This window comes from Pseudomonas promysalinigenes, assembly GCF_014269025.2.
In the GTDB taxonomy this organism is placed as follows: domain Bacteria; phylum Pseudomonadota; class Gammaproteobacteria; order Pseudomonadales; family Pseudomonadaceae; genus Aquipseudomonas; species Aquipseudomonas promysalinigenes.
This window is the reverse complement of record NZ_CP077094.1, coordinates 1,464,517-1,486,802: the sequence shown is the minus strand read 5'-3', so window position 1 is coordinate 1,486,802 and position 22,286 is coordinate 1,464,517. Positions and strand designations below refer to the sequence as shown.

Sequence of the window (22,286 nt, the reverse complement as noted above, 5' to 3'; positions counted from 1 at the left end):
GACTATCGAAGGAGGTTCAGGTGAGCGCGGTCATCACCGCAGCCTGGTAGGCCGGCCGTTGCTTGAGGCGTTCATACCACGCTTCCAGGTGATACATGGCCGGGCGCTCGATGGGCATTTCGAACCAGGCGTAAATGAAGCTGCCCAGTGGGATGTCGCCCATGCCGATCTGGTCACCGGACAGGTACGGTTGTTTGGCCAAGGTCTGGTCAGCGATTGCCAATAATTGAGCACACTGCTTGTGCGCCGCGTTGATCGCCACCCAGTCGCGCTGGTCTTGCGCAGTGCGCAGCAGGCCCCAAAACAGCGGGCGGAACGGCGTGGCGAAGGACGAGGTGGTCCAGTCCATCCATTTGTCGGCCAGGGCGCGCTGGCGTGGGTCTTCCAGGTACCAGCCTTGGTCACCGCCGTATTCGGCACATAGGTAGCGCACAATGGTATTGGACTCCCACAAGGTCAGGTCGCCATCTTCGAGCATAGGCACCAGACCGTTGGGGTTGAGCGCCCGGTAGTGCGGTTCGTCCACCACGCCGAAGGCGCCGCCGGCATCGATCGACTCGAAGGCCAGACCCAGCTCGTGGGCGATCCACAACGCCTTGCGTACATTGCTTGAGTTCTTGCGGCCCCAGATTTTAAGCATGATGACATCCCTGAATGTACAAGAAGCAAGAGTCTAACCCTGCTACTTGCATGTTGCAGCCAAAAACACCCCCCGCGTGCGGCTCGGGCACCTGATAAAATTGCCAGTACCCACCGTGGGCAGCTGCTGATTAAATCCCTTACAGCGCCAACTCACGGGGTCAATCATGAAACAACCACGAGTAAGCACTGATGCGTCGATTCTGCATAATCACGATATGCGGGGTTGGCGTATACACGTCGTCTTCGACGCTCACAAGATCAATAATATTCGCGAGGAATTCAGCAGCGCCAGACCGCCACCCCCTGGTCAGAGAACTTTTCATATTGAACAGCCCCACAGCAGCACGCGGGAAGTGCTCGATTGCAAACTCGCCGCGCCCTCTGTGAAGTACCTGGACGACTGTATCCAGGTGAAATCACCCGTCCTGTCCTGTGTCAATGCTATCTGGACACATCCGGTGTTCGGTGGCAAGCCCAGGGCTAATCTGGACAGTGTCGTTGCATTTTGGCCTAACGAACCGCAATTCCTCTATCACGAGATTCCACTGGATGACTGCGTAGGTTACTGCGCAGGCCCCGGTAGGCCGCTAGTCCTTAAAATAGGCACACAATCAACTTTCTATTCGCAGGCCGACGGCGCAGAAACACGCGACACACAACTGGGATGGTTTTTTCGAAGCTACTTCGATGCCCTGCCGGACGCGCAACGCACTGTTGAACTTTACGAGGTCGATGCGCGCAATGAGGCAGATTGGCTACTGAAAGAAATGAATTTCCAGATTCGCAAGCACCCGCTGACGGGCTCTCACGTTCTGCAAGTATGCAGGGGTGATACCTCAGGCTCGCCACTTCCCCTGCGCGACCCCACGCCCAAGGACGAGCTAGCGGCCTACATTCATGCTAACGACGTGCCTGGCTCGACTGATGTAAACACCTTCACAGACCTCGCCGGCCTGCTATTGCCCTTGGGGTATGCGTGGTGCGACACGTTCTCCCAGGACCACGCCACTGGGGTGTACAAGGCAACCTATAAATTCTACTCCGACACCAGGGAGCCCGCTGCCGCCCCCGAGCCGTTGATCCTTCACGCCGACCCCCTGGTCGCCGCGATCAGAGCTGGCGACACTGCAAAACAGATCACTGTTAGCCCGCAAGTATCTACCGCTCTTGTCTGGGCATTGGCGGACGGAGGCCAAGGTAAGATCGCCCCCGGCCACTTCGTATGTGATTACACCCCTCCCAGCCAACCGCCAATTCACCTATCAGACAACAGCGTTTGCCAGGAACCGACTGCGACAAAAACGTCCTTTGATGAACCTGCACGGATCGAAGCGGTTCTCACGGGCAATACCTTGCTATCCCCTATTTCAACTTTCGTAGTATTGAACATGGAGCCCAATTTCTTCTTCAAGACCGAGCTGAGTCAAGGTCGTGTGAAACTGCGCTTCTGTTACATCGACAAGAAAACTAAACAAGACGTTGAAGTGCCAGCCGACCGGATCAAATGGACAGTCCTGGCGGGCCAAGGCAAGGTCAGCCAGGAAGGGATATTCTCCCCAAGCCTGTTAAGTCGGTACACCGTTATCCAAGCCGAGAAGATTGACCCAGATGACTGGTACTGGGCCTATATCATCTTACCGATCCCTTTGATGACGGCCGAAGCCTTCGTAGACCAGTGGAACAAGGCCTGACTACTCACCCTGTTGGCTTTCAAACGAACTCCTCCAGCCACACCTTGTCACTGTTCAGGTAGGCTTTGGCCGGGTAGCCGTCTAAGCTCCTGGCAAAGGTTTCGAATACCTGGTTCCATGGAGGAAAGACTATGTGGCTGTTGTGGTTGCTAGGGTTGGTGGGCGGCGCGGCGTACCTGCTGCATCGGCGCCTCGCCCCGTTGCAGATACTCGGCGTCATGGCGATCTATGTACTGATCATGGGCATTTTCAGCACCGTGCCAGGCTGGCTTTTGGCCTTGATCTGGGTGGTCCTGGCACTGAAATTCGCCCTGCTGGTGCTGCCTGACTGGCGCCGCAAAGTATTCACCGGCCCAGTGTTCGGCTGGTTCCAACGCACCCTGCCGCCCATGTCGCAAACCGAGCGCGAAGCAATCGAAGCCGGCACCGTGTGGTGGGACGGCGAACTCTTCAGCGGCCGCCCCGACTGGCGCACCTTGCTGGCCTACCCGGCACCGAAGCTGACAGAAGAAGAGCAGGCCTTCATCGACGGCCCCACGCAAGAGCTGTGCGCCATGGTCAGCGACTGGCAGATTGGCCAGGACCTGGATCTGCCTCCCCAAGCCTGGGATCACATCAAGCAGCATGGTTTTTTCGCCCTGATCATCCCCAAAGAATACGGCGGCAAAGGCTTTTCGGCCTATGCGCACTCGCAGGTGGCGATGAAACTGGCCACCCGCAGCGGGGACCTGGCTTCGACTGTGATGGTCCCAAACTCCTTGGGACCCGCCGAACTGCTGCTGCATTACGGCACCGAAGAGCAGCGCAACTACTACCTGCCACGCTTGGCCCGAGGCGACGAGATTCCCTGTTTTGCCCTGACCGGCCCACTGGCCGGCTCCGATGCAGGCGCGATGCCTGACACCGGCATCATCTGCAAAGGCCTGTGGGAAGGCGAAGAAGTGCTGGGCCTGCGCCTGAATTGGGAAAAACGCTACATCACCTTGGGCCCGGTCGCTACACTGTTGGGGCTGGCCTTCAAGGCCTACGACCCGCAACACCTGCTGGGTGACCAGGAAGAACTGGGCATCAGCCTGGCCCTGATCCCGACCGACACGCCCGGCGTCGAGATTGGCAAACGCCACTTGCCACTGGGTGCTGCGTTCATGAACGGGCCCAATAGCGGAAGAGACGTGTTTGTGCCGCTGAGTTTTCTTATTGGCGGCCAGGCCATGCTCGGCAAGGGCTGGATGATGCTGATGAACTGCCTGTCGGTAGGCCGCTCTATTTCATTGCCCGCAGTGGGCACCGGCGCTGCCAAGTACACCAGCCTGGTAACCGGCCAGTATGCCAACATCCGCGAGCAGTTTAATGTGCCGCTGGCCGCGTTCGAAGGCATTCAGGAGTCGCTGGCACGCATCGGCGGCAACGCCTGGCTGATGGACAGCGCCCGTCTGCTGACCGCCAAGGCTGTAGACTTGGGCGAGAAGCCTTCGGTGCTATCGGCAATCCTCAAATACCACCTGACCGAACGCGGTCGGGAATGCATCCAGCATGCCATGGACGTGCACGGCGGCAAGGCTATTATCATGGGGCCGAACAACTACCTGGGCCGAAACTGGCAAGGGGCGCCAATCTTTATCACGGTCGAAGGCGCGAACATCCTTTCGCGTAACCTGATGATCTTCGGCCAGGGTGCTATCCGCTGCCACCCGTTCGTGCTGAAGGAAATGGCCCTGGCCGGGCGTGAGGATCAGGGGCAGGCACTGAAAGCATTCGACGAACTGCTGATCGAACATATCATGTTCGCAGCTGGCAATGCGGCCAGCACGCTAGTATTCAACCTCGGACTCGGCCGTTTGGAAGCCGTTCCTGGCGATGCCTTGAGCCAAGGTTACTTCCGTGCCCTCAATCGCCAGGCTGCTGCCTTTGCCCTGCTGGCCGACCTGTCGATGCTGCTGCTGGGTGGCACGCTCAAGCGCCGCGAACGCCTGAGTGCACGCCTGGGCGATGTGCTGAGCTACCTATACCTATCCAGTGCCGCGCTCAAACGCTACCACGATCTGGGCTCGCCCAAGCACATGCAACCTCTGCTACGTTGGGCCCTGGAAGAAAGCCTGGGGCAGGCGGAGAAGGCTTTGGATAGGCTGCTAGATAACTTCCCCAAACGCCTGGTCGGCTGTGCACTTCGCGTGCTTGTATTCCCCTTCGGCCGCCGTCATACCGGGCCGAGCGACGAACTGGATGCCGAAGTAGCGGCGCTGATTGGCCGCAGCAAGGGCGATCCGGCTCTGGAAGAACTACTTGCAGGCTGCTTCCGCCCGCAGGCCGATGGCGATCCAGTGGCTGCACTGCAACGGGCCACCGAGTTGCTGAATGAGGCAGCTCCGCTGCATAAAACGCTATACCAGGCTGTCAAAGAAGGCAGGGTGCAGCCTGCACCTGGGGAGTCGCTGATCGATGCGGCGGTGCAAAGCGGTGCGCTGCAGCCTGATGACGGGCAGCGGTTACACGAGGCAGAGCACGCCCGCCGCGCAGTGATCGATGTGGACGCCTTCGACAAGGCGCAGTTGCTGCCCGAACCTGGCAAGGTGCGCTGAGCAAGGGGGGCGTTTTGCGGCCCCCTGCGTAACCCGCGTATACTCCGCCCCCGTTTCGATCACCCCCGAGGACTGCCCATGGCCAACCCACACCTGGAGTATCACCTACAACTGCTGAACCATCTGCGCACTATCCTGGTTGCGCTAGGCGATGCTGAGCAGGTCCCGGAGGAAAGCCACGCCCTGTTCCTCGAGCGCTTCGACGAATTGCTGACCTTGCTGCCGCAAAACCCATTGGAAAGCCAATACCTGGGCCAGGACCTGATCTGCCAGGTCATCCAGCGTTATCCGCAAATCGCTCACCTGGTACCGCGCGACCTGCTGTGGTTCTTTGGTGGAGACTGCTTGCACTACATGCCTGACGAGGAGCTCGACCTCTATCAACGCCTCGAAGAACGCCGCTACGAGGCAGAGCAGAACGATGAGCCTTTCGACTGGCATCAGGAGAAGCAACTGCTCTCCCTGCCGGATGACTCTGCCAACCACTGACCGCCTTGACAGTCGCGCCTGATTCCAGGCGCGATTCGACGCCGCGAGCCATCGCAAAGCCCCGCCTTCAAGTTGATTCGCCTTACAGACGCTCAGGGCCACCGCGCCTAATCTGCACGCGTCCCTGTGACTGCTGAGCAGCTGTCCAGGGCTGAAAATGAGCCCATCATCAATAACGATGATCGCGCCCTTCAACTGACCAACGGGTATCACCAATGAAGAAAACCTTGATCGCCCTCGGCCTGGCCGCGGCCGCGAGCACCGCCCATGCCTTGCCGGACACCGGCACCATCCTGTTCACCGGCAAAGTCACCGGTAACACCTGCTCCATCGAGATTGTAGACCCTAGCAACGGTGCGATACTGAACCCGATCACGCTGCCGGATGGAGATGCCTCTAAGCTCACAGGGGCTGTTGGCAACGAGTCGGGGGCTCTGCGCTTTGGCATCAGCATCACCGCCGGCGCCAGTTGCGACCCAACAGGCATGAAAGGTGTCGTGTCCTTTTCCGGCATCGATGGCCCTGCGGGCACCGGCGATACTCTGCACGCACTGCACGCTGGCAGCGCCGCTGGGGTAGCGTTGGCAATCAAAGACGAGAACCGCACAATCATCCCTTGGGGGGCTGAATCCAAGGAGTATGACCTGGCGGACACTGGCAAAAGCACGATGGTGTTCTACGCCAACCTGCGCGCGACCGCAGCCACTGTCAGCGCAGGGCCAGTTAACGCGACGGTTCCTTTCGTGTTCGATCTGAAATAGCACCCAGGCCGCGCCGTGCACTGCGCGGCCCCTTCTCCACACCACCTGTACAGATCATGTCTAACTCCGGATACCAACGCCTTCGACGCGCCCTACTCCCTTTGTGCCTGGCCCTTTCACTGCCAGCTGCCGAAGCCGCTCTCACCATCAACGCCACCCGGATCATTCACCCCAGCGACGCTCGCAGTTCATCAGTGGTGGTCGCCAACCCGACCAAAAGGCTTTTTGCCGTGCAGACATGGGTCAACACCCAGTCAGATGATACGCTCACGGCCGTACCCCTGGTCCCCACTCCCGTACTGTTCCGCCTGCCCCCTGGCAAAGAACAGCTTGTGCAGATCAACCGACTTCCCAACGACCTGCCGCAAGACCGTGAGTCACTGTTCTTCTTCAATGTCCAGGAAATCCCTCAGCAGGGAACGTCCGGACAGAACCAACTGAATATCGCCATGCGCACTCGCATCAAGCTGTTCTACCGGCCTAGCCAACTCAAGGGTCTGCCGCAGGATAGCGTCGAGCAACTGAGCTGGTTCCTGCAGCAACGTGATGGCAACCTGTATCTGGTGGTCGATAACCCGACGCCCTTTCACTTCACGTTCGACCGACTGGAAGTCAGTGGCGCAGGGGAATCTGAAAAGCCCAGCACCATGGCCATGGCACTGCCGTTCGCCCAACAGTCCTATCGCCTGACACAAGTACGCAGGGTGCATGGGCTTCAAGTGACCTTCAATACCCTGAACGACTATGGCGTCTCTACCGCCATCATGCAGCAGCCTTTGACGCTCAAGCCCGCAGAGTGATCGCGAGAATCACGAAATTCGGCAACGCCGGCCAGGTGCGGCCGGCGTCGTAACTGACCTTCACCTCGACATAGAAGTCTTGATTCAGCTGCAAGCCACGCAGGAACGCAAGCGGCAGCGTTACATCACCGGCTGCACCGAGCCCGGACGCCAATTCACTCTGGGTAACCGCATGATTGTGCATGACCTGCAGCCTACTACTCGAGCCGTCGCTAGACACCCCGTTCACTTCGATACGGACCCACTGATCCTCGGTGATCAACTTCCAGGGCGCCAGAGTGATTGTCAGATCTCGCACCTGATCCTTCAAACTCAACGTTCTACCGTCCACACCCGAAAGCTGTGGAATACTCAAGCGCGAGGGCGGTATCGGCTCTACCTTGACCCGCCTCACAGCCGACCACCATCGGCCGTCGCTTCCTTCTACCGCATAACGCAGCGGGACTGTCTTGCCACTTAGTGCAACCACATTACGCTCGGCAACGCGATAGCTGCTCACCCCCTCTACACCTGGCAACGACTGCTCACCGAACAGCCCGGGAGCCCACTCCACCGTGAACGGCTCGCCCGGATAGATGACCGCAGTTTCAGGTACACGTATTTCCAGAGGCTCATCAATGTCCTCAAGCATCAAAGTCACCGTCTCCTGACTACCAGGCGCCAGCACCACCACGGGCATGGGAAGTGCCCGCGGCACCGGTTTGGCATCGACAGTAACGGCCTTGGGTACGGCCGTCTGACTTTCGTTTCCGGCACGATCACGCACCAGATATTGCGCGTAGCGGCCACCATCACCGCGCCCCCGGATCACCCGGCCGTCATACTCGATGATCACGGGCTTGCCGGCATCCACACTGGTCAAAGTAAGTTCGCCTACCTGGGTGTTGTCCAGAGGCTCATCGTCCCAGTAGTACACGATGGTATCGCCCGGCATGAACACACGGTAGTCCGGTAGCTGCGCGCGCAATACTTCGTCATGATCCTTGAGAAATTTGTCTGTCACCGGCTGCGAGCCCAGGTCTGGAAACTCCAGGCGCCCTCTGTCTCCTCCCAGAACAGGCGCGGTGCGGTCAATAGTCAAGGTCAGGGGCTTTGAATCGGTTGTCGTGCCGTTGTAGCTTGCCACACAGTAGCTAACCTTGAATTCACCCTCTTTGAGCAATGAGTCGGCCGGCACATCGATGAATCGCTCATCGGGATCAATGGCCGCATACCAAGTCTTTTCACCGACCAATTCGCCATCCCAGTACAGGGAGAGGGTTTCTGGATGTGTCGGCCCCGGCCGGGATATCGGCCACTGCGGCACTTCTATGCGCAAGGGCTTGTTGATGTGTGCAACGGGCAATAACCCCGGCTCGCCATCGGGAATGTCGGGCAGCGCAACCGGTGCCGACGGAGCGTCAAGGACTTCGTCATTACGTGTTGAACCCACTGGCATGATGCTTTCCTCCAGGACCGAAAACACCAAGGGCGAGCTTTCGCTCGCCCTTGGCCCCCATCACCAGCGATAACTCACGCCGATATTCGCACCCCACGGCTGCTCTATTTGCTGACCATTGCTGTAGTCGAAATCAGCATGCATCTGCAGGCGTTCGCCCAGCGCCACCGCAATCCCAACTCCCAGTTCACCTCGCGAACCGGCCAGGTCATTGTCGAAGCGGTGATCATTGACTTTCACCTGGTTATTGCTCACGAACTCATGGGCATACGCGGCGCGTACGTAGGGCTGGGCAAAACGCCCCTGTCCCAGATCGAAGGTACGCCCCAGCGTGGCACCAGCCTTGCCAAGCAACGACCTGGTGTCGTCACCCTGCGCCTTGAGGCCATTGTCCAGGTGGTAATCCTTGCCCGCGATGCTCACTGCCGACCACTGGGTATAAGGCTCGACGAAGTAACCATCACCCAAGGCGATATGGCGGCCAAACTCTACAGTCCCGCCGACGCCCAAGTTGTCATAGCTGCCCTTGGCACGTTCGCCGTCGCTCAACGTGACTTTCGAGTCGTTGTCGAAGCGGTTGAGTTTGACCACGCTATCGAAGTAGTAGCCACTATTTGCATCCAGCCAAGTGGCATACAGGCCGAGGTAGGCGCTTTTGACTTCAGCAGAACCGCCCCGGGTCAGGTTGAGGTCAGAAGAACTGTGCCCGGCCATGACACCGGCCAGCCACTGCCCATCACCCCAAGGCAGAGGCGTGTCGGCCCCAAGGGAAAAGCCTTGTTGCGTCTGCTTGTAACCTGATTGGCCGTTGACGTTGTACTGGTTGCCGTAGGCTCTGGCCCAGGCGCCAGCCTTGCGCTGGTCCAGGCGCAATTCGCCCATGCGCCCACGCAAGGTGGTCAACTCACCGTACCAGATCGTCGGCGCAGTATTGAACAGCGCCAGTACCGATGCAGTGCCTGGGCTGATGACTTTGCTGGAGCCATCCAGGAACCAATCGTTGCCGCGCTGCGCCAAGGCATAGGAAAACGCGCCAAGGTCGACTGACCCGTTGACCAATGAGAACGAAGCATCGCCACTGTCAACGTGAACCAGGTGCAACGAATTCGGTGCGGTCGGCTCGGCACCGCTGCTACCGACCAGCAAGCTATGGTTACCAGTGGCATTGCCGGTCACTTCAAGGAAATCGGTCTGCCCGGTAGCGAAGTCGGCGTCCATGATGAATGTGCCGTTGCCCGACAATTCCCCCAGGGTCAAACGTTGATACTGATTGGCTTCGCCAAAGCGTACCTCACCGCCGTTCATCTGCAGCTTGCCAACCTGACTGTCCTCGACCATGGTCCAACGGCCCTGATTGGCAAGCGTCAGGGTGGCAACGTTTTCCAGGCGACCGGTAAGACTGGCATGGTTGTCCAGGCTCACCTTCGCAGTCGAGCCCGCTTCGGCACGTATGTCACCCACCAGCTGGGCGCTGTCGACGCTAAAGTTTGCCGTGGAATCGCCCAATACCTCCAAGAGGATGCCATTACTGCCCTTGAGGGTTGACCCCGCACCCACAAGGATATTGGCGCTCGCTGGCCCCAGGAACGTATCACCCACAACGATGGCCGAGCCGTCCAGGCCTTCGACTTCAGTTCCGACCAGGCTAACCTTGGCCGCACTGGCAACATCTGGGTCGGCAAGAATCTCCAGACCGGTACGGGCCCCTCGAATGGTGCTACCGCTAGCACTCAGGCTAGCGTCGCCGAACATTTGTACCGCCCCTGAGCTGCCATTGCTGACCAGCGTGCTGTTTTCCAGCACCAGTTTAGAGCCAGCGCTCAACGAAGCGCCGCCACGTCCCCCCTCGATACGGCTGTCACTGACCGTCACCGTCGAGCCCACACTGCCTTGGCGAGCAAGGCGCAAACCGAACAGGTCAGCGCGTATGGAGCTATTACCGCTGATGGTCCCGTTCGCCGAAATGAGTGTCACGCCCTCCGATGATCCGCCATCGACAGTAGTGCCCTGCAGGTTCAACCCACTGCCTGTGTTTGCCCTGATGCGCTGGGTGGTGGCGCCCGTGGCATTCAGTTGCCCGCCTGGATTGACCAAGTAACTGTCAGAGGCGGTCGAGGCATCGATGTTCAGTTCGCCATCAACTGTGGTTTGCGCCCAAGCCGGTGCGGTGCAAAGTAGCAACAAGGGTGCTCTGAGGCTGCGTGTTACAACATTAAGAGTGAAACTAGGAATCGACTTCATAAGTAAGGCTTGCCTGTAAGAAATGCGAAAAACGGCGCATGGGACGAAGGCTCGCAAAACTACAAAGAAACGGCATCGGGATATGTAGGAAAAGTCGACAAGCGCCAAGCGGCCGACCCTTCCTCTAATCCTCAGGGCCTCAACGGACAAGAGCCTGAAGCATCGTGCATTGACACCACTTGCTCCTCGACTTCCGATTTATACGTGCGACCATCTTTCACGAACTCATACCAGACCCTCCCTCGCCCATCGTGGTCAGGCGGTGCGGCGTGAAAAATCGGCAGGATATGATCTGCATAAGGCTGAACACGCCAAATGAAACCTTTGCTATTGCTCGCTGTAAGGGTGATTTCTTCTTCCAGATCCACTCCATCTACCGGGACATCGCCCACAAAGCCTTGAACGGCAGTCCAGCATAGCTTCACCGTGTCACCCACTTTAAGCCCATATTCCGTCAGGTCTGGTACTTGAACACGGATTGCGGGGTCAAGCGGGCTAGGATTAGCATCATCGTAAAGTGCACTGCAGGTTAGCCAGCCAATAGGGGCACTGGTGTTGCCGCCCAGGAATTCTGGTTGTACCGGGTGAATGTCAATGGCCGTCACTTCTACATCGGCGCTCTGGGACGATACAACGTTCGGGTTGCGCGGTCGGGTTACCGTGTAGTGGACCGCAACGGTACCGTTGCCCCTGGCTGCGATGGCCGCCCATGGCACCTCTAACTCCAATTCATCATCGATATCACCGCTCTCCAATTCATAGTCCAACGTGTCGAGATGGGCGTCGTCCCAATAGAACGTGAGCTGATCATCCTCCTGCAATGAATCATGGATATGCACAAGCAAGCGCGCATCTTCAAATTCATCCTCAGGAAGCAATGTGTTCTCGGTGTCAGAAACTTTGCCGTAAACAGCAGCAAGCGGCAGTCGTGGATTCACCGGGTCCGGCCATTCCGGATCAGGGCCGGGGCCAGGGTCGACAGGGCCAACTCGCTCGAGATTGACCATGACCTCGATGTCCATTCCCCCTTGAGGCACGGTGCCCCTGCGCACTTCATAGCCAACTGTGACGGCGACCTCACCCGTGCTGCTGGCACCGTAGCTGTCCCAGACATCTTTCGCTGTCATCCGAAAGTCCATCGGAAATGTCTTGAGGTTACCCACTTCGCGCCATTCGGACGCAACGCCGTCCCAAATCACCCGCACCTCGTCGGTGGGCTTGGCGTTATCGAAGGCCTGCACTTGCACGACGACACCCTCGAATACATCCTGCTGATCGATCACGCCATCATCAGCGGCCGCCACCAGCGGGGGCTGCAAATTTGCAGGTAACGGGCCTATGGCAACCCCCACCTCCTGCGGGAGCGAAATTCGGCTGACATTGCCCGCCTTGTCGCTTAATACGTAGAGCGCCCATACACCGCCGTCACCTACCCCCTCAATGACGCTGGCAGGCACAGATATCTCCTGCGGCAATACCCCCACTGCAACGGAGCCGGTAGGGGTGATGTCGTCACCCGGTTCCGGTTTTTCTTTGAGCCAGAGCCAGTGCACTTCGTCGCCGTCGGCCCGATCCGCATAAACGGGTAACGTAAGCTTTACCGAAGCTTTATTGGCATCAGTGATATCGGGAATAGGCGGGAATAGCAAAGGCGTGGCTTTATCGTACGGGGGTTTTCGGTCAAATCTAAGTGTCAAATCATCTGACACATCATGAGCACCGTTGTATGTCAGTACCTCGTACCGAAAGGTGTTGTCGCCATCTGTCCACCCGTCCAGCTGCGCGCGATCAAATGTGATCAGCAGTGGAAAATCAGCGGCATCATCACGGTTATACTGCTCCTCGAGAACAGTCTTGCCGGTCTGCACATGTGTGACAGTCAGCGTGTCAAACATGGTAGGTGGCGCCATGGAAGCCCAGGCAGGAATGGTAATCTGAAATACCTTACTATCATCTTCCAGGTATTCGACCTTGACTGTATTATCGGCAGGGTCAGCAATCAAAGCTGCGTCTACGCCCGGAGCGGCTAACTCTTGTGGCTGAGCATATTGAACTCGAATCGAGCGCAGCTTGGGCTGGCCCTTTTTCACTGCAGGTCGTTTACCCGATGAATCACTCATTGCGAGATCTCCTGTTAGTCGGCGAAAGCACTGTGCTGCGACTCAGGCACCTGCCCGAAACAACAACCCGGATGCCTTGGTCTTGGTGAAAGACTGTGCTCAATCAGGCCGTCTCACAACTGACATTTTTACTAGGTACTGGACACTAATCCGGGCTTGGCAGCCAATAAAAAGGCCCGTGCAAGCACGGGCCTTTCATTTAGGTTCGCATCCGCTTTGTACTATTTTTCTTGACTGGCCAATCGGTCCACAGGGTCATACCCATAGCGGCTCGTTTGTTCGGGCAGATCGTCACTTGCAGGTACGGTCACATTGATCAGGCGGTTCAAACCGTCGTACTTCAATGCACGCCCTGCCTCGTCCTTGATCAGGCACCCGTTGGCGTCATACACCAGCGCCACATTACCCTCCAGATAATCAGGGTGATCATTTTCGATGCCGGTTAATTGCGCCGGATCCTGAGCATTGTCGAATGCGTATCTCGCTGTATTGCTGCCACCGGGAAACACCGTTAAAACCCGGGTGATATTGTCGATATCATCGAAACGGAAATACTGCTCACGGATCACTTTGCCAAATGGATCAACCGGTGAAAGCTCGCCGTCGCTGGTATAGGCTTCCAACCGCCCTCGATCATCATAATCATAGGTCTCCTTACGCAGTAAATGCTCACCCTCGTGCAACGTTCGCGACGTCAACGCATCCCGTACATCATATTCCTGCGTCAAGCTTTGCCCCGTATCACTCATCGTGAACGTGCGCGATACCTCCCTGTCAAACGCGTCATAGCGCAGCTCGGTTGTCAGAAACTGCTCCGCGTCACGCGTATCAATCTTGAATTGTCGGCCTAGGGTGTCATAGGTGAAATGGGCCGTTAATTCCCCTAACGTCGTCAGCTCCAGTTGGCCCGCTGCGTTGTAGACATAGCGCTGAACCTGGCCAAGCACATCGGTGTAGGTCAGTGCACGTTCACGCAGGCTGGTCTGGTAATGCATGACATGATCGTTACGCACTTCGGTTCTGATCGTTCCAGTACTGAAGTACGTGCGCTCGAGCAGCTCCCCACCCTCTACCGCAGTGCTCAGGCGCGCATTCTTTGGGTCGTATTCGTAGCTGGCCTCGAAACTTTGCGCAGCCCCCTGAGGCCCCGTGTCGACAACCTTGCGCGTCACAGGCTCCGCGTTCAATTTAGGGTTGTACTGGTAGTGAATGGTCTGCCCGGCTGGCGTAATCACTGTTTCTGGCTGACGCTGACCTGGCTGGTAGAACATCTGCCGCTTGCGCCCACCGGTAATCGACACGACCATGCGGTCCAGGCCATCGAACACTTGTTCACCGAGCACTTTGTCGCCAACTTGGATGAGCACTGGCAAGTCTTCACCGCTGTGCGAGGCATAATCGCGGTGCACCACGCTCCCGTCTGCGAGGGTTTCGTCTACCTTTCTGTCAAACAGGTCGTAGGCGAAGTGTGTGCTGGCCTTGCGAGGGTCTATCTCTTGCGTCAGCCGCCCCAAGCCATCGTAACGGTTTTGCTGCACGCTGTAGGATGAAGCGGACTGGCCAGGCTGATCGAGCGTGAACCGCTCCACCTGCACGGGCTTTTCGAACAAGTTAAGCCAGCTGACAGTTTTGCCGGTTCGGCCCATTGCACCAGGTTCCAGCAGTTCTCCCGTGCTCGCGTCCCGCAGTTCGCCATCTTCCGATTCGCGCCAGCTGGTTTGCACTGGGCCGTCCCTCCACTGCTCATTGCCCTGTGGGTCGGTCTGCTCGAAATGCCTGACCTTGTCCGGGCCGATCTGGCAGTACTGCTGGCCCCAATCATCGAACAGGTAGCGTGTGGTGTAGGCGGTCTCTGCCGCCGTGGCCGACACCGGCTTGCCAGCCTGCTGGATGGCCCGGGCATCGACCTTGTCCGGTTCATAATCCAGCCAGTCGTATTCGGTTTCCTCGACGAGGTTGCCAAAGCCGTCATGGGTCATCTTGTAACTGGCGCGCATTGCTTCGGCACGCAATAGGTCGGAGTTGTCGGCATCCTGGCGTTCCTGCGCCACGGCGCGGTTGAGGCCGTCTACCCAAGTTCGAGTGACCACACCCTTGACATCCTCGCTGGTTTGCTCAGCCTGTTGACCGGCCAGGGTAACCAGGCTGTAGGTATAAAGGCGCGAAGCTCTGAACTCAGTGTCGTTAGGCGAAACAATTTCCTCGACCACCCGGCGTAGCGCATCGTAGCGGTATGCAATTTCTACTTCATTGTCGTCACGGTTGAGCAGCGGTTGGTTTATCAACACATCCTGAAGCAGGGTAATCACCTTTAGAGCATGATGCGGGTTACCGTATTCCTGTGCCGTGCCGTGGTCAAAGCCAGTATGTGTCTGCACCGTTTGCAATACATTGGCACCGATCCCGTCCGACATTTCATAGACGTAGGAAACCTGGGTCGATTTATTGTCCAGTGTGGTGACCTGAGATTGCAGGCGGCCATATTCCATGACGTCTTGTTGCGCCCTGTAGTAAGTGTATTGCGTTGCACTGTAGGGCTGACCGACCGGGTCGCTTTCACTGGCAAGTTTCAGCAAGGTCTCATTCTTGACCACCAGCGCACCCGCTGTGTCATGGGCGCCTGCCTTGGCCGGCAGGTGCTGGTAAGTCAGGCGAGTGCAGCGCATTGGGGCCACCGGCTGACCCTGATCGCCAGCACCCGGTATCACCGTCGTGTCGCGCAGGCTGCGCACAATGCTCTGCGGGTCCGGCGGGCAGTCGGTTCCCGCGCCCTCCTTTGGGTAAAACGAGTATCGGGTGCGCACACCGTTGGCCAGCGTCTCGTCGAGCAGGTTGCCGTAGTCGTCGTAAAGTGTCTTGTCGGTTTCTTCCCGTGGCCATGTTTCGCCGCTGCCTACCCGCCAGCGCCGCGTCACGGTGTCGGGCATCTGGAAAAACTTCACCTGCTGGCTGAAGGGCAAGCCGGGTGTCTCATGATACTTCGTGGCCACTTCGTGCACGTGCTTGTTCTGCGCGTTGACCTGACGAGTCATGAGGTGAAAACGGTTGTAGTACTGGGTAACGGTCTTCACCACCTGCTCTGGAGCATTCTCCGGCAAGTCGGCATGCAAATAGTGCGTCGCCTGCGTGTAATACTCGAACTCCGAACCCGTGAACTTGTAGAGATTGTCAAGGCCATTATCGACCCAGCTAACGCCAGCAGCCCCTCGACCCAGGAAGTTGTTGTCCGAGTAGGCGTACGTGGTCAACATGGCAGGTTGGCCAGCACCAGGCTCGAAGAGATGGCGCTTAACCCTTGGCAACGCCGGATGCACATCCCCTGGGAAGCGATGGCCAAACTTTTCACCGTGCTCGTATTCGATGGTTTCGCTGCCACCTGCTGGGTTGTCCACCTTACGCAACACTGCAAGGTTGCGATCGCGTTCGTAGGCGATGTGTTGATATTGCAGGCGCCAACTGCCCTTGTTAGCGGACGGATCATCCTGGTCGAAGGGCAACACCACCGATACCGGCAAGCGCAATGCCGGTGTGCCCTGACTGCTCAGGCCCAGGGTGTAACGTGCCAGCGGCTCACCCAGGCGACCTGCTTCTGGATGCAGGTCAAGGTGTATATCTGAACTGCTGTACAACAAAGCAAGCAGCTTGAGCCCTGCGTCGTCTTCGACGCTGGTCAGGCAAGGTACGCCATTGAAGCTATGGTTGTACGCCAAGGTAATCCCGTGCCCCAGCGGGCCCTCGATGCGCACCGGCAATGCAACGGTATTGTCACTGCTGCCCTTGAGCTGCAGAAACTCCACCAGGCCGGAACTGTGCACCACCCGCCAATGGGTGCCCGGCGTGTCTTCATGGATGTGGAAGCTTTCCAGCTTGCGCTCATCGATGCCTAGCCCTGTGCCATCGCCGGTGTCCGACCCAGTGATTTTGTAACGCTCCCCAGTATGCAGTTCGAGCATGTTGGTGGCCGGCGTATATTGCGTCAGGTTCAAACCCCAGCCATGACCAAAGCCTGCGTCCTGGCTGCTCAACGGGTTGAACACCAGGCGCAGAGATAACGAGGGGCCCATGAGCTGGTTGCCCACCAATTCGGGCAAGGCGATACCCAAGGTGTACTGGCCAGTACGAGGATCGACGCTGTTCTGCACGAAACTCATGAAATTGAACGCGTTGGAATGCAACCACTTTTGAGTGCTCATGGTTTAGTCCCCATCTCAGCACCTATGTTGAGTTGCAGGAGGTTGCGGCTATCGAGCACGGTGCGTTCCAGGAAGTCAATCCGCAGCTCATGAATGTTGCCCTCCTCATCGTACAAACGGGCTACGAGCCCTTGATCCAGCCCGGCACGATACAATTTCTGGACGCTGCCCTTGGCCATCTTGTCGTGCCAGTACGGCATGTCGGGTACGCGATGCAGGGAGATCATCAGCTCGCCTTTGCCAGGTACATGATTCTCGACGAAATCGGCTTTGAGCCCTTCGTATCCCAGCTCCTCAGCCATCGCCAACAGGCGGCCGTCAATCGTGAGTTGCGTGGGTGCAGGTTTGCCCGGGGGATTGAATGCATACGACAGGTAGCTGAAGTAGGTTTCCTTGACTTGCTCGCTTTCCCAGCGAACAGCAGATGCCGTTTTCAGATTGCAGATCAGGAACTGCACCGGAAGCGACAGGTGAATGCACGATAGGATCCAGTAATCGATGGTTTCTTCGCTGAAGCTGAATTCATCCGTGCTGCCGGCCGGAGGGGGTGGATTTTGGAACTTCCGCTTACGCTCGAAGCGGTAGTCCGATACAGGAAAGTAGGGTCTGGGGAGGCTCTTCAACTTCAGTGTGCTTTGCTTTTCCCAGGAATTGACGTCACCTCCCCCGTCCTTGGTGAACCTGGCGTAGAATTCCTCGGTGCCATCCTTGAGGCTCTGGAAGTAGAACAGCTTGCGCCTGGTGGCACCTTCCCCTTGCACCTCACCTTGCAGGGTCGGTACCTCCCGGCGCTTGAACGGGTTGCGGGCCAGGTTGACATACCAATCCCCAACACCTTCCCCAGGCACTACCCCATCGGCCCCCGCCTCCACGAAAGGCACTTCCGCGTTGCTGATGTAGTTGTAGAATCTCAACGTCGACATTTCGGTCGGGCTCAACGGGATCTCCAGGTCGCCCACCTTGTCGGTCTCGATGGTGACCAGCACCTCCACCTGTTGCATGCCATTGGCCAAGCATTCAGCGACGCCACGCACCTCCAGCTCGAACCGCAGCAAACTTCGCCAGACCGGCGGAATCGTCGATTTTTCGGCCAGCTCGATCACTGCATACCCGCTGGCGTCTTCGTTGACTTCTGCCATGACCACAGCGGCTATCGATGAGCGCATGGCCGGCGGTGTGTACACCCCATTCTGGTCAATGCTGCCTTCACCGAACACTGCCCAACGGGTAGCCACAGCCGGGTCTGGCAGGCTCAGAAGCTGCCTGTCGGCCAACGTCACCTGCTGCGCAGGTAGCTTGAACTCGATAGGTTTTGAAGCATCGATCTCGGGTACATAATCGGGCTCAAGGGTAAGCGTGCCGGGGTAGGCAAAGATGATTACCACAGCTTCAGACATATCCCCACCACTGCCAGTGGCCACGATGCGCTGCATCAGTACTTCGGGGATATAGGCGTCAGGGGTGTACGGCTCGAATATCGCAATTCCCCCTCCCTGATCCGTCAGCTTACCGAGCTCGGGTTCACCCGCTGCCAGGGCAAAGGTGACCGAGCTTTCAGAACTCGAAAGCGTGATAGCGCGGTCACCCTCCGACCAGGTGGCGACCCGCGGTGATACCTCCAAAGCCTTGACCGACTCGACGATCAGGGCGTTGCGTACTTGCTCGCCCTGCGATGACTGGAAGTGGTTGGAAACCACCACCACCTGCTGCGACATGCGGAAGTCATCGGGCTGCGAGGTATAGCTTCCGCCCTGGGTGATGTCCTTGGAGCCGGTGGAAAACTGCATCAATTCGGCCTCCCACCTCTGCGCAGTAGCGTCGGCGGCAGAGGCGCTCCCCTCCAATTTCAACTGACGCTGCTGGCCGGCCTGCATCTGCGAGCGCAGCGGCTCGACATCGTAGGTGTCTGGGGTTGGATCGATGCTGCCGAACAGCACTCGGTCCAGAGGATCGTGCTGCTCCAGCACGCCCACTGCCTGGGCGTTGGGCATCAGCAATTGGCCCAACATGCCTGACTGGTGCTGGGTGAACAGACCTTTGAGGTCCTGGTTCAATAACACCGTGGTATTGAACTTGGCCATCCCGTTAACGTGGGTATCATCCGGAATCAGGTAAGGGAAGGTAGCCGGGTTGGCCGGCAAAGTGCCATCCCGGCCGCCGACCTTGAGCCTGCAAAACAGCACCACTGCGCCCTTTCCAGCATGGGGCGAATTCGTCAACAGGGCTTCGGGGTGTGGCTGGGTGCGCACGGTGAAATTCACAGGGCACAATGGCCCGAAATCATTGAAGTCCAGGGTGACGGCTACAGTATTCTGTCTATAGGAAGGGTGTTCCAGAATTTTTCGGTTGATGCGCTGGCCTATGAGCAAGGCCGCTTTTTCGGTCAACCCAAGGTTACAGCTTGGCACCTCGCCCTTGGCCAGGTCGAGCGTCAAACGGCCTTGGTTGCTAACGTCGGTCGCCTGAACGTGCAACGCGCTGGTCATGCTCAACTGATAACCCATGCGCTCATGCAGGTTCATGCTGTAATTGAGCCGCGGCGGCCGGCCGGCGAAATGCAGCCTGGAAACGACACTGCCGGTGAGGATGGGCAGCGTTACATTGACCTTGGCATTGGCCATGGAGGCGCCTTCGAAGGAAAGGCGCGGTGGCCCGAGCACCACATTGGAAAGGGTGAGGAATTCGGTCTGGCTTTCATCCAGGGCAAACTCATCATCGAAGGGCAGAATGAACCGCTGGTCGTCAAATGCGGCTAGGAACTGTTGTTCGAGCATGCGATTGATTTGTGCAGCCTCGATCGCCACGATCGCACCCCAGTCATGCATCACACCACCTTTGCTCAGGCGTTCGAGCAAGGCATCTTTGGAATAGAGGTTCATTTCAGGTCCTCTTGCAACATTCCCAGGTAGGTTTCAACGCCAACGAACGGGACCGGCACAATTGCGGGCACCCATTTATAAACGTCGTCGTTCTCCTCGATGGCCACGATGACGGCGTAGGTTTCATCGGACGAAGGATCGGGCGTGTATACGCCGTCAACCAATGTTCCGGAGCCCTTGACCTTGAACCAGTACGTCTTGTCTTCAGGTACGATGTGATCACCGCTCTTTTTGTTGGTGCTCCAGTGCTCCAGCTGAATGCCTTGGCCAGACGGCTTGAACACGAACCAGTTGGTGATGTGTTGCAACAGCAGCAGCACTTCGACTTCCTGCTTGCTTCCTTTAGAACCCTCAGCGATTACTTGCTCGATATGCAAGTACTCGGATAGCTCTTCTTCGAGGGTCCATGCCGAGGTCTTGCGGTATGCCAACCATTGCGCCGGAATGGCTCGCGGCCCTGGAGCACTGCCCGCTTTGCTGGCAGGGGGAACATACAGTTTCGAGTAGGGGACGTCTGGGTCGGCCTCCGGGTCGTCAATCAACTTGCCCCGCGCTCCCGACGACATGCGGAGGGTGAGCATCTCGCTGGTGTCCAGTGGAGTGGCGCGGACCTTGTAACCATCGGCACCTTCGTTGGCCATCATGACGATCGGGTCCATGCCGATGTCCCGGCTGACAATACCGACCAAAGCCCGGCTCACTGCATTACCCGTTTTTGCTCTGGCGGTGACGATTACCCGCTTGTGGTTGTCGGGCAGACTTGCCCGGGCGGGGGCTGTATACACCCCTGTATCGCTGTCGATAACGCCTGCTTCCCCGCTACCATCGGGGAGGTTGGCGACCGACCAGGTGACCGGTAAGTCGACAGTGGTTTTGAATGCAACCGTACGTCCTGCGCCAACCACGGTTTCTACCGGGTCGATCTGGAAAGTTGTCAAACCTGGGGCCAGTTGGCCGAGGGAAACAATCGGGCCGGTTGTATGCACGCTTTCTGTATGAAAAGTCTGCTGTCCTCTGAACAGCAGGTTGTGCAGATGAAAGGTGTGGATTTCGGTATTCAGGTCATCGAATCCGCCTGCGATATCGTCCATGAGCTCATTATCGAGATAATCTTTATCACCCGATTCATTCAATGCTCTTAATGCCATCGTTTGATTGTTAAAACCCTTCACACTCATCGAGGATGTGTAGGTACGCTCTTTGACCCTGAAGCTGATAACACCTTGCGCATCAGGTGCTAACTCGTACCCATACTCAAGTAGGTGCTGCGCCGTAAAGAACCCATCATCACGCGCTTTTTGTGAACTGATGTATAACCGCACGGGATACTCGGCATTGCCCTCCCAGCGCATCCGAAGCTCCCCACCTTGCAACCACAACTTCAAATCTCCATAATGCCCGTATTCCTCCCGCTGATCCGAAAAAACCGCACCAAAATAGCGATCGTAAATCGTGTACCCATCCCTTTCCCAATAGAACCGTAACCTGACTCGACCGCCAGTCGTCGCCCTAATTACACCATTTTCAAATTTCGCATCAAACTCAATTCCATGATAATCCATATTTTCTATGATGACGGGCGCAACCCTTTCAAAGATCTTATCTTTCGAGAAAATTGTAACAGCCGAGGTTTTACCCTGCTCACCAGGCAGAAAGTAACTAAACGATTTGGTCGGAAGTGTCTGGTTTGATTCATTGCCCTCCATTGCAACGAACACCAATACGGCTCCATCGCCCTCGCTGGCGGTACCCAACAGGTTACTGTCTGCGGAAGCCTGTGTCCGTATAGCTATGGCCTTAGGTGTCATCAAACCTGGTGTGCGTGCCATTTGGCTGAGCTCAAAAATTTTCTTGCTGCCCAACCAGCTTTCAAACACCCTCTTCACGCTCTCGCCACCGATTGTATCTTCCCTACGAGTATCAGCAAATGACAGTTCGTAGGCCGACCCCTTACTCAAATCGATGCCAACCTTCCCTTCACTCACCTCGATGTTGACTTCCTCCAAACTCACACGCGCACGTAGGACTGGACCATTCAAAGCATCCGCCATCTTAATACGCGTCACCTGCCTGAGTTTTATATTCTGCGGGTTTTCAATTGTAAGCTGTTTGCCGCCGATGACCCTCATGATCAAGTCGAGCTTCGAACTTTCAAGGTCGGCATTGGCGAAGGACAAGCGGGGCTTGTCGAACCGGTAGTCGATGACACGCTCAATCACGCCAGGCGTCGTAGCAGCATCGAAAGTGGCAGGCGGGAACCAGGAATGTCCAGTAAAACGTTGGATGTACTCCTGCAGCAGAATCGCGTTTGTCTTGGATCTGTCATAAGCGAGAATTGCATCCCACCCAAGTTTTTCAACCTCACTCGCCACCATTGCCAGGTACTCTTCCAATGGCAAGCGCTGACCCGGAGCAAACACTTCGGTATTCTTGTTCATAACCAACCCTCAATC

Annotated in this window: 12 protein-coding genes; 5 read left to right on the top strand and 7 right to left on the bottom strand. The window is 57.4% G+C overall.

The window, feature by feature from the left end; translation table 11 throughout:
• Positions 1-16: 16 nt before the first annotated feature.
• Positions 17-640: a glutathione S-transferase gene (locus HU725_RS06865; protein WP_186476655.1), complete on the bottom strand. Its 624-nt coding sequence runs from the start codon at positions 638-640 to the stop codon at positions 17-19.
• A 166-nt stretch (positions 641-806) separates the two neighbouring features.
• On the opposite strand from HU725_RS06865, the gene HU725_RS06860 reads away from it, so the two are divergent.
• From HU725_RS06860 to HU725_RS06840, 5 genes are all read left to right on the top strand, one after another.
• Positions 807-2,333, top strand: coding sequence for a hypothetical protein (locus HU725_RS06860; RefSeq protein WP_186476654.1), 1,527 nt, complete (start codon positions 807-809; stop codon positions 2,331-2,333).
• Between the two features lie 131 nt (positions 2,334-2,464).
• Positions 2,465-4,912, top strand: coding sequence for an acyl-CoA dehydrogenase (locus HU725_RS06855; RefSeq protein ID WP_186476653.1), 2,448 nt, complete (start codon positions 2,465-2,467; stop codon positions 4,910-4,912).
• 78 nt (positions 4,913-4,990) lie between these two features.
• Complete coding sequence (locus HU725_RS06850; RefSeq protein ID WP_186476652.1) at positions 4,991-5,401, top strand: PA2817 family protein; 411 nt, start codon at positions 4,991-4,993, stop codon at positions 5,399-5,401.
• Positions 5,402-5,616: 215 nt separating this feature from the next.
• The gene (locus tag HU725_RS06845; RefSeq protein WP_186476651.1) at positions 5,617-6,162 is read left to right on the top strand and encodes a fimbrial protein; all 546 of its coding nucleotides are present in this window, start codon (positions 5,617-5,619) and stop codon (positions 6,160-6,162) included.
• 56 nt (positions 6,163-6,218) lie between these two features.
• Positions 6,219-6,962: a fimbrial biogenesis chaperone gene (locus tag HU725_RS06840; protein WP_186476650.1), complete on the top strand. Its 744-nt coding sequence runs from the start codon at positions 6,219-6,221 to the stop codon at positions 6,960-6,962.
• On the opposite strand, the gene HU725_RS06835 is transcribed toward HU725_RS06840, so the two are convergent.
• The 6 genes from HU725_RS06835 to HU725_RS06810 all read right to left on the bottom strand — a co-directional run bounded on the left by HU725_RS06835 (position 6,946) and on the right by HU725_RS06810 (position 22,271).
• Entirely contained in the window at positions 6,946-8,400 is a 1,455-nt protein-coding gene (locus tag HU725_RS06835; protein ID WP_186476649.1) for a hypothetical protein, read from the bottom strand. The two genes, HU725_RS06840 and HU725_RS06835, sit on opposite strands and share 17 nt — an antisense overlap.
• Before the next feature lie 60 nt (positions 8,401-8,460).
• Positions 8,461-10,641: an autotransporter outer membrane beta-barrel domain-containing protein gene (locus HU725_RS06830; RefSeq protein WP_186476648.1), complete on the bottom strand. Its 2,181-nt coding sequence runs from the start codon at positions 10,639-10,641 to the stop codon at positions 8,461-8,463.
• A 131-nt stretch (positions 10,642-10,772) separates the two neighbouring features.
• Positions 10,773-12,761, bottom strand: a complete 1,989-nt coding sequence (locus HU725_RS06825; RefSeq protein WP_186476647.1) for a hypothetical protein — start codon at positions 12,759-12,761, stop codon at positions 10,773-10,775.
• A gap of 221 nt (positions 12,762-12,982) precedes the next feature.
• Positions 12,983-16,954, bottom strand: a complete 3,972-nt coding sequence (locus HU725_RS06820) for an RHS repeat domain-containing protein (protein ID WP_186476646.1) — start codon at positions 16,952-16,954, stop codon at positions 12,983-12,985.
• Positions 16,951-19,833 (bottom strand): hypothetical protein, encoded by a 2,883-nt coding sequence (locus tag HU725_RS06815; protein ID WP_186476645.1) that lies wholly within the window; start codon positions 19,831-19,833, stop codon positions 16,951-16,953. The genes HU725_RS06820 and HU725_RS06815 overlap by 4 nt, the downstream gene beginning before the upstream one ends.
• Complete coding sequence (locus HU725_RS06810) at positions 19,830-22,271, bottom strand: hypothetical protein (protein ID WP_186476644.1); 2,442 nt, start codon at positions 22,269-22,271, stop codon at positions 19,830-19,832. Before HU725_RS06810 ends, HU725_RS06815 begins: the two co-directional genes overlap by 4 nt.
• Positions 22,272-22,286 lie beyond the last annotated feature (15 nt).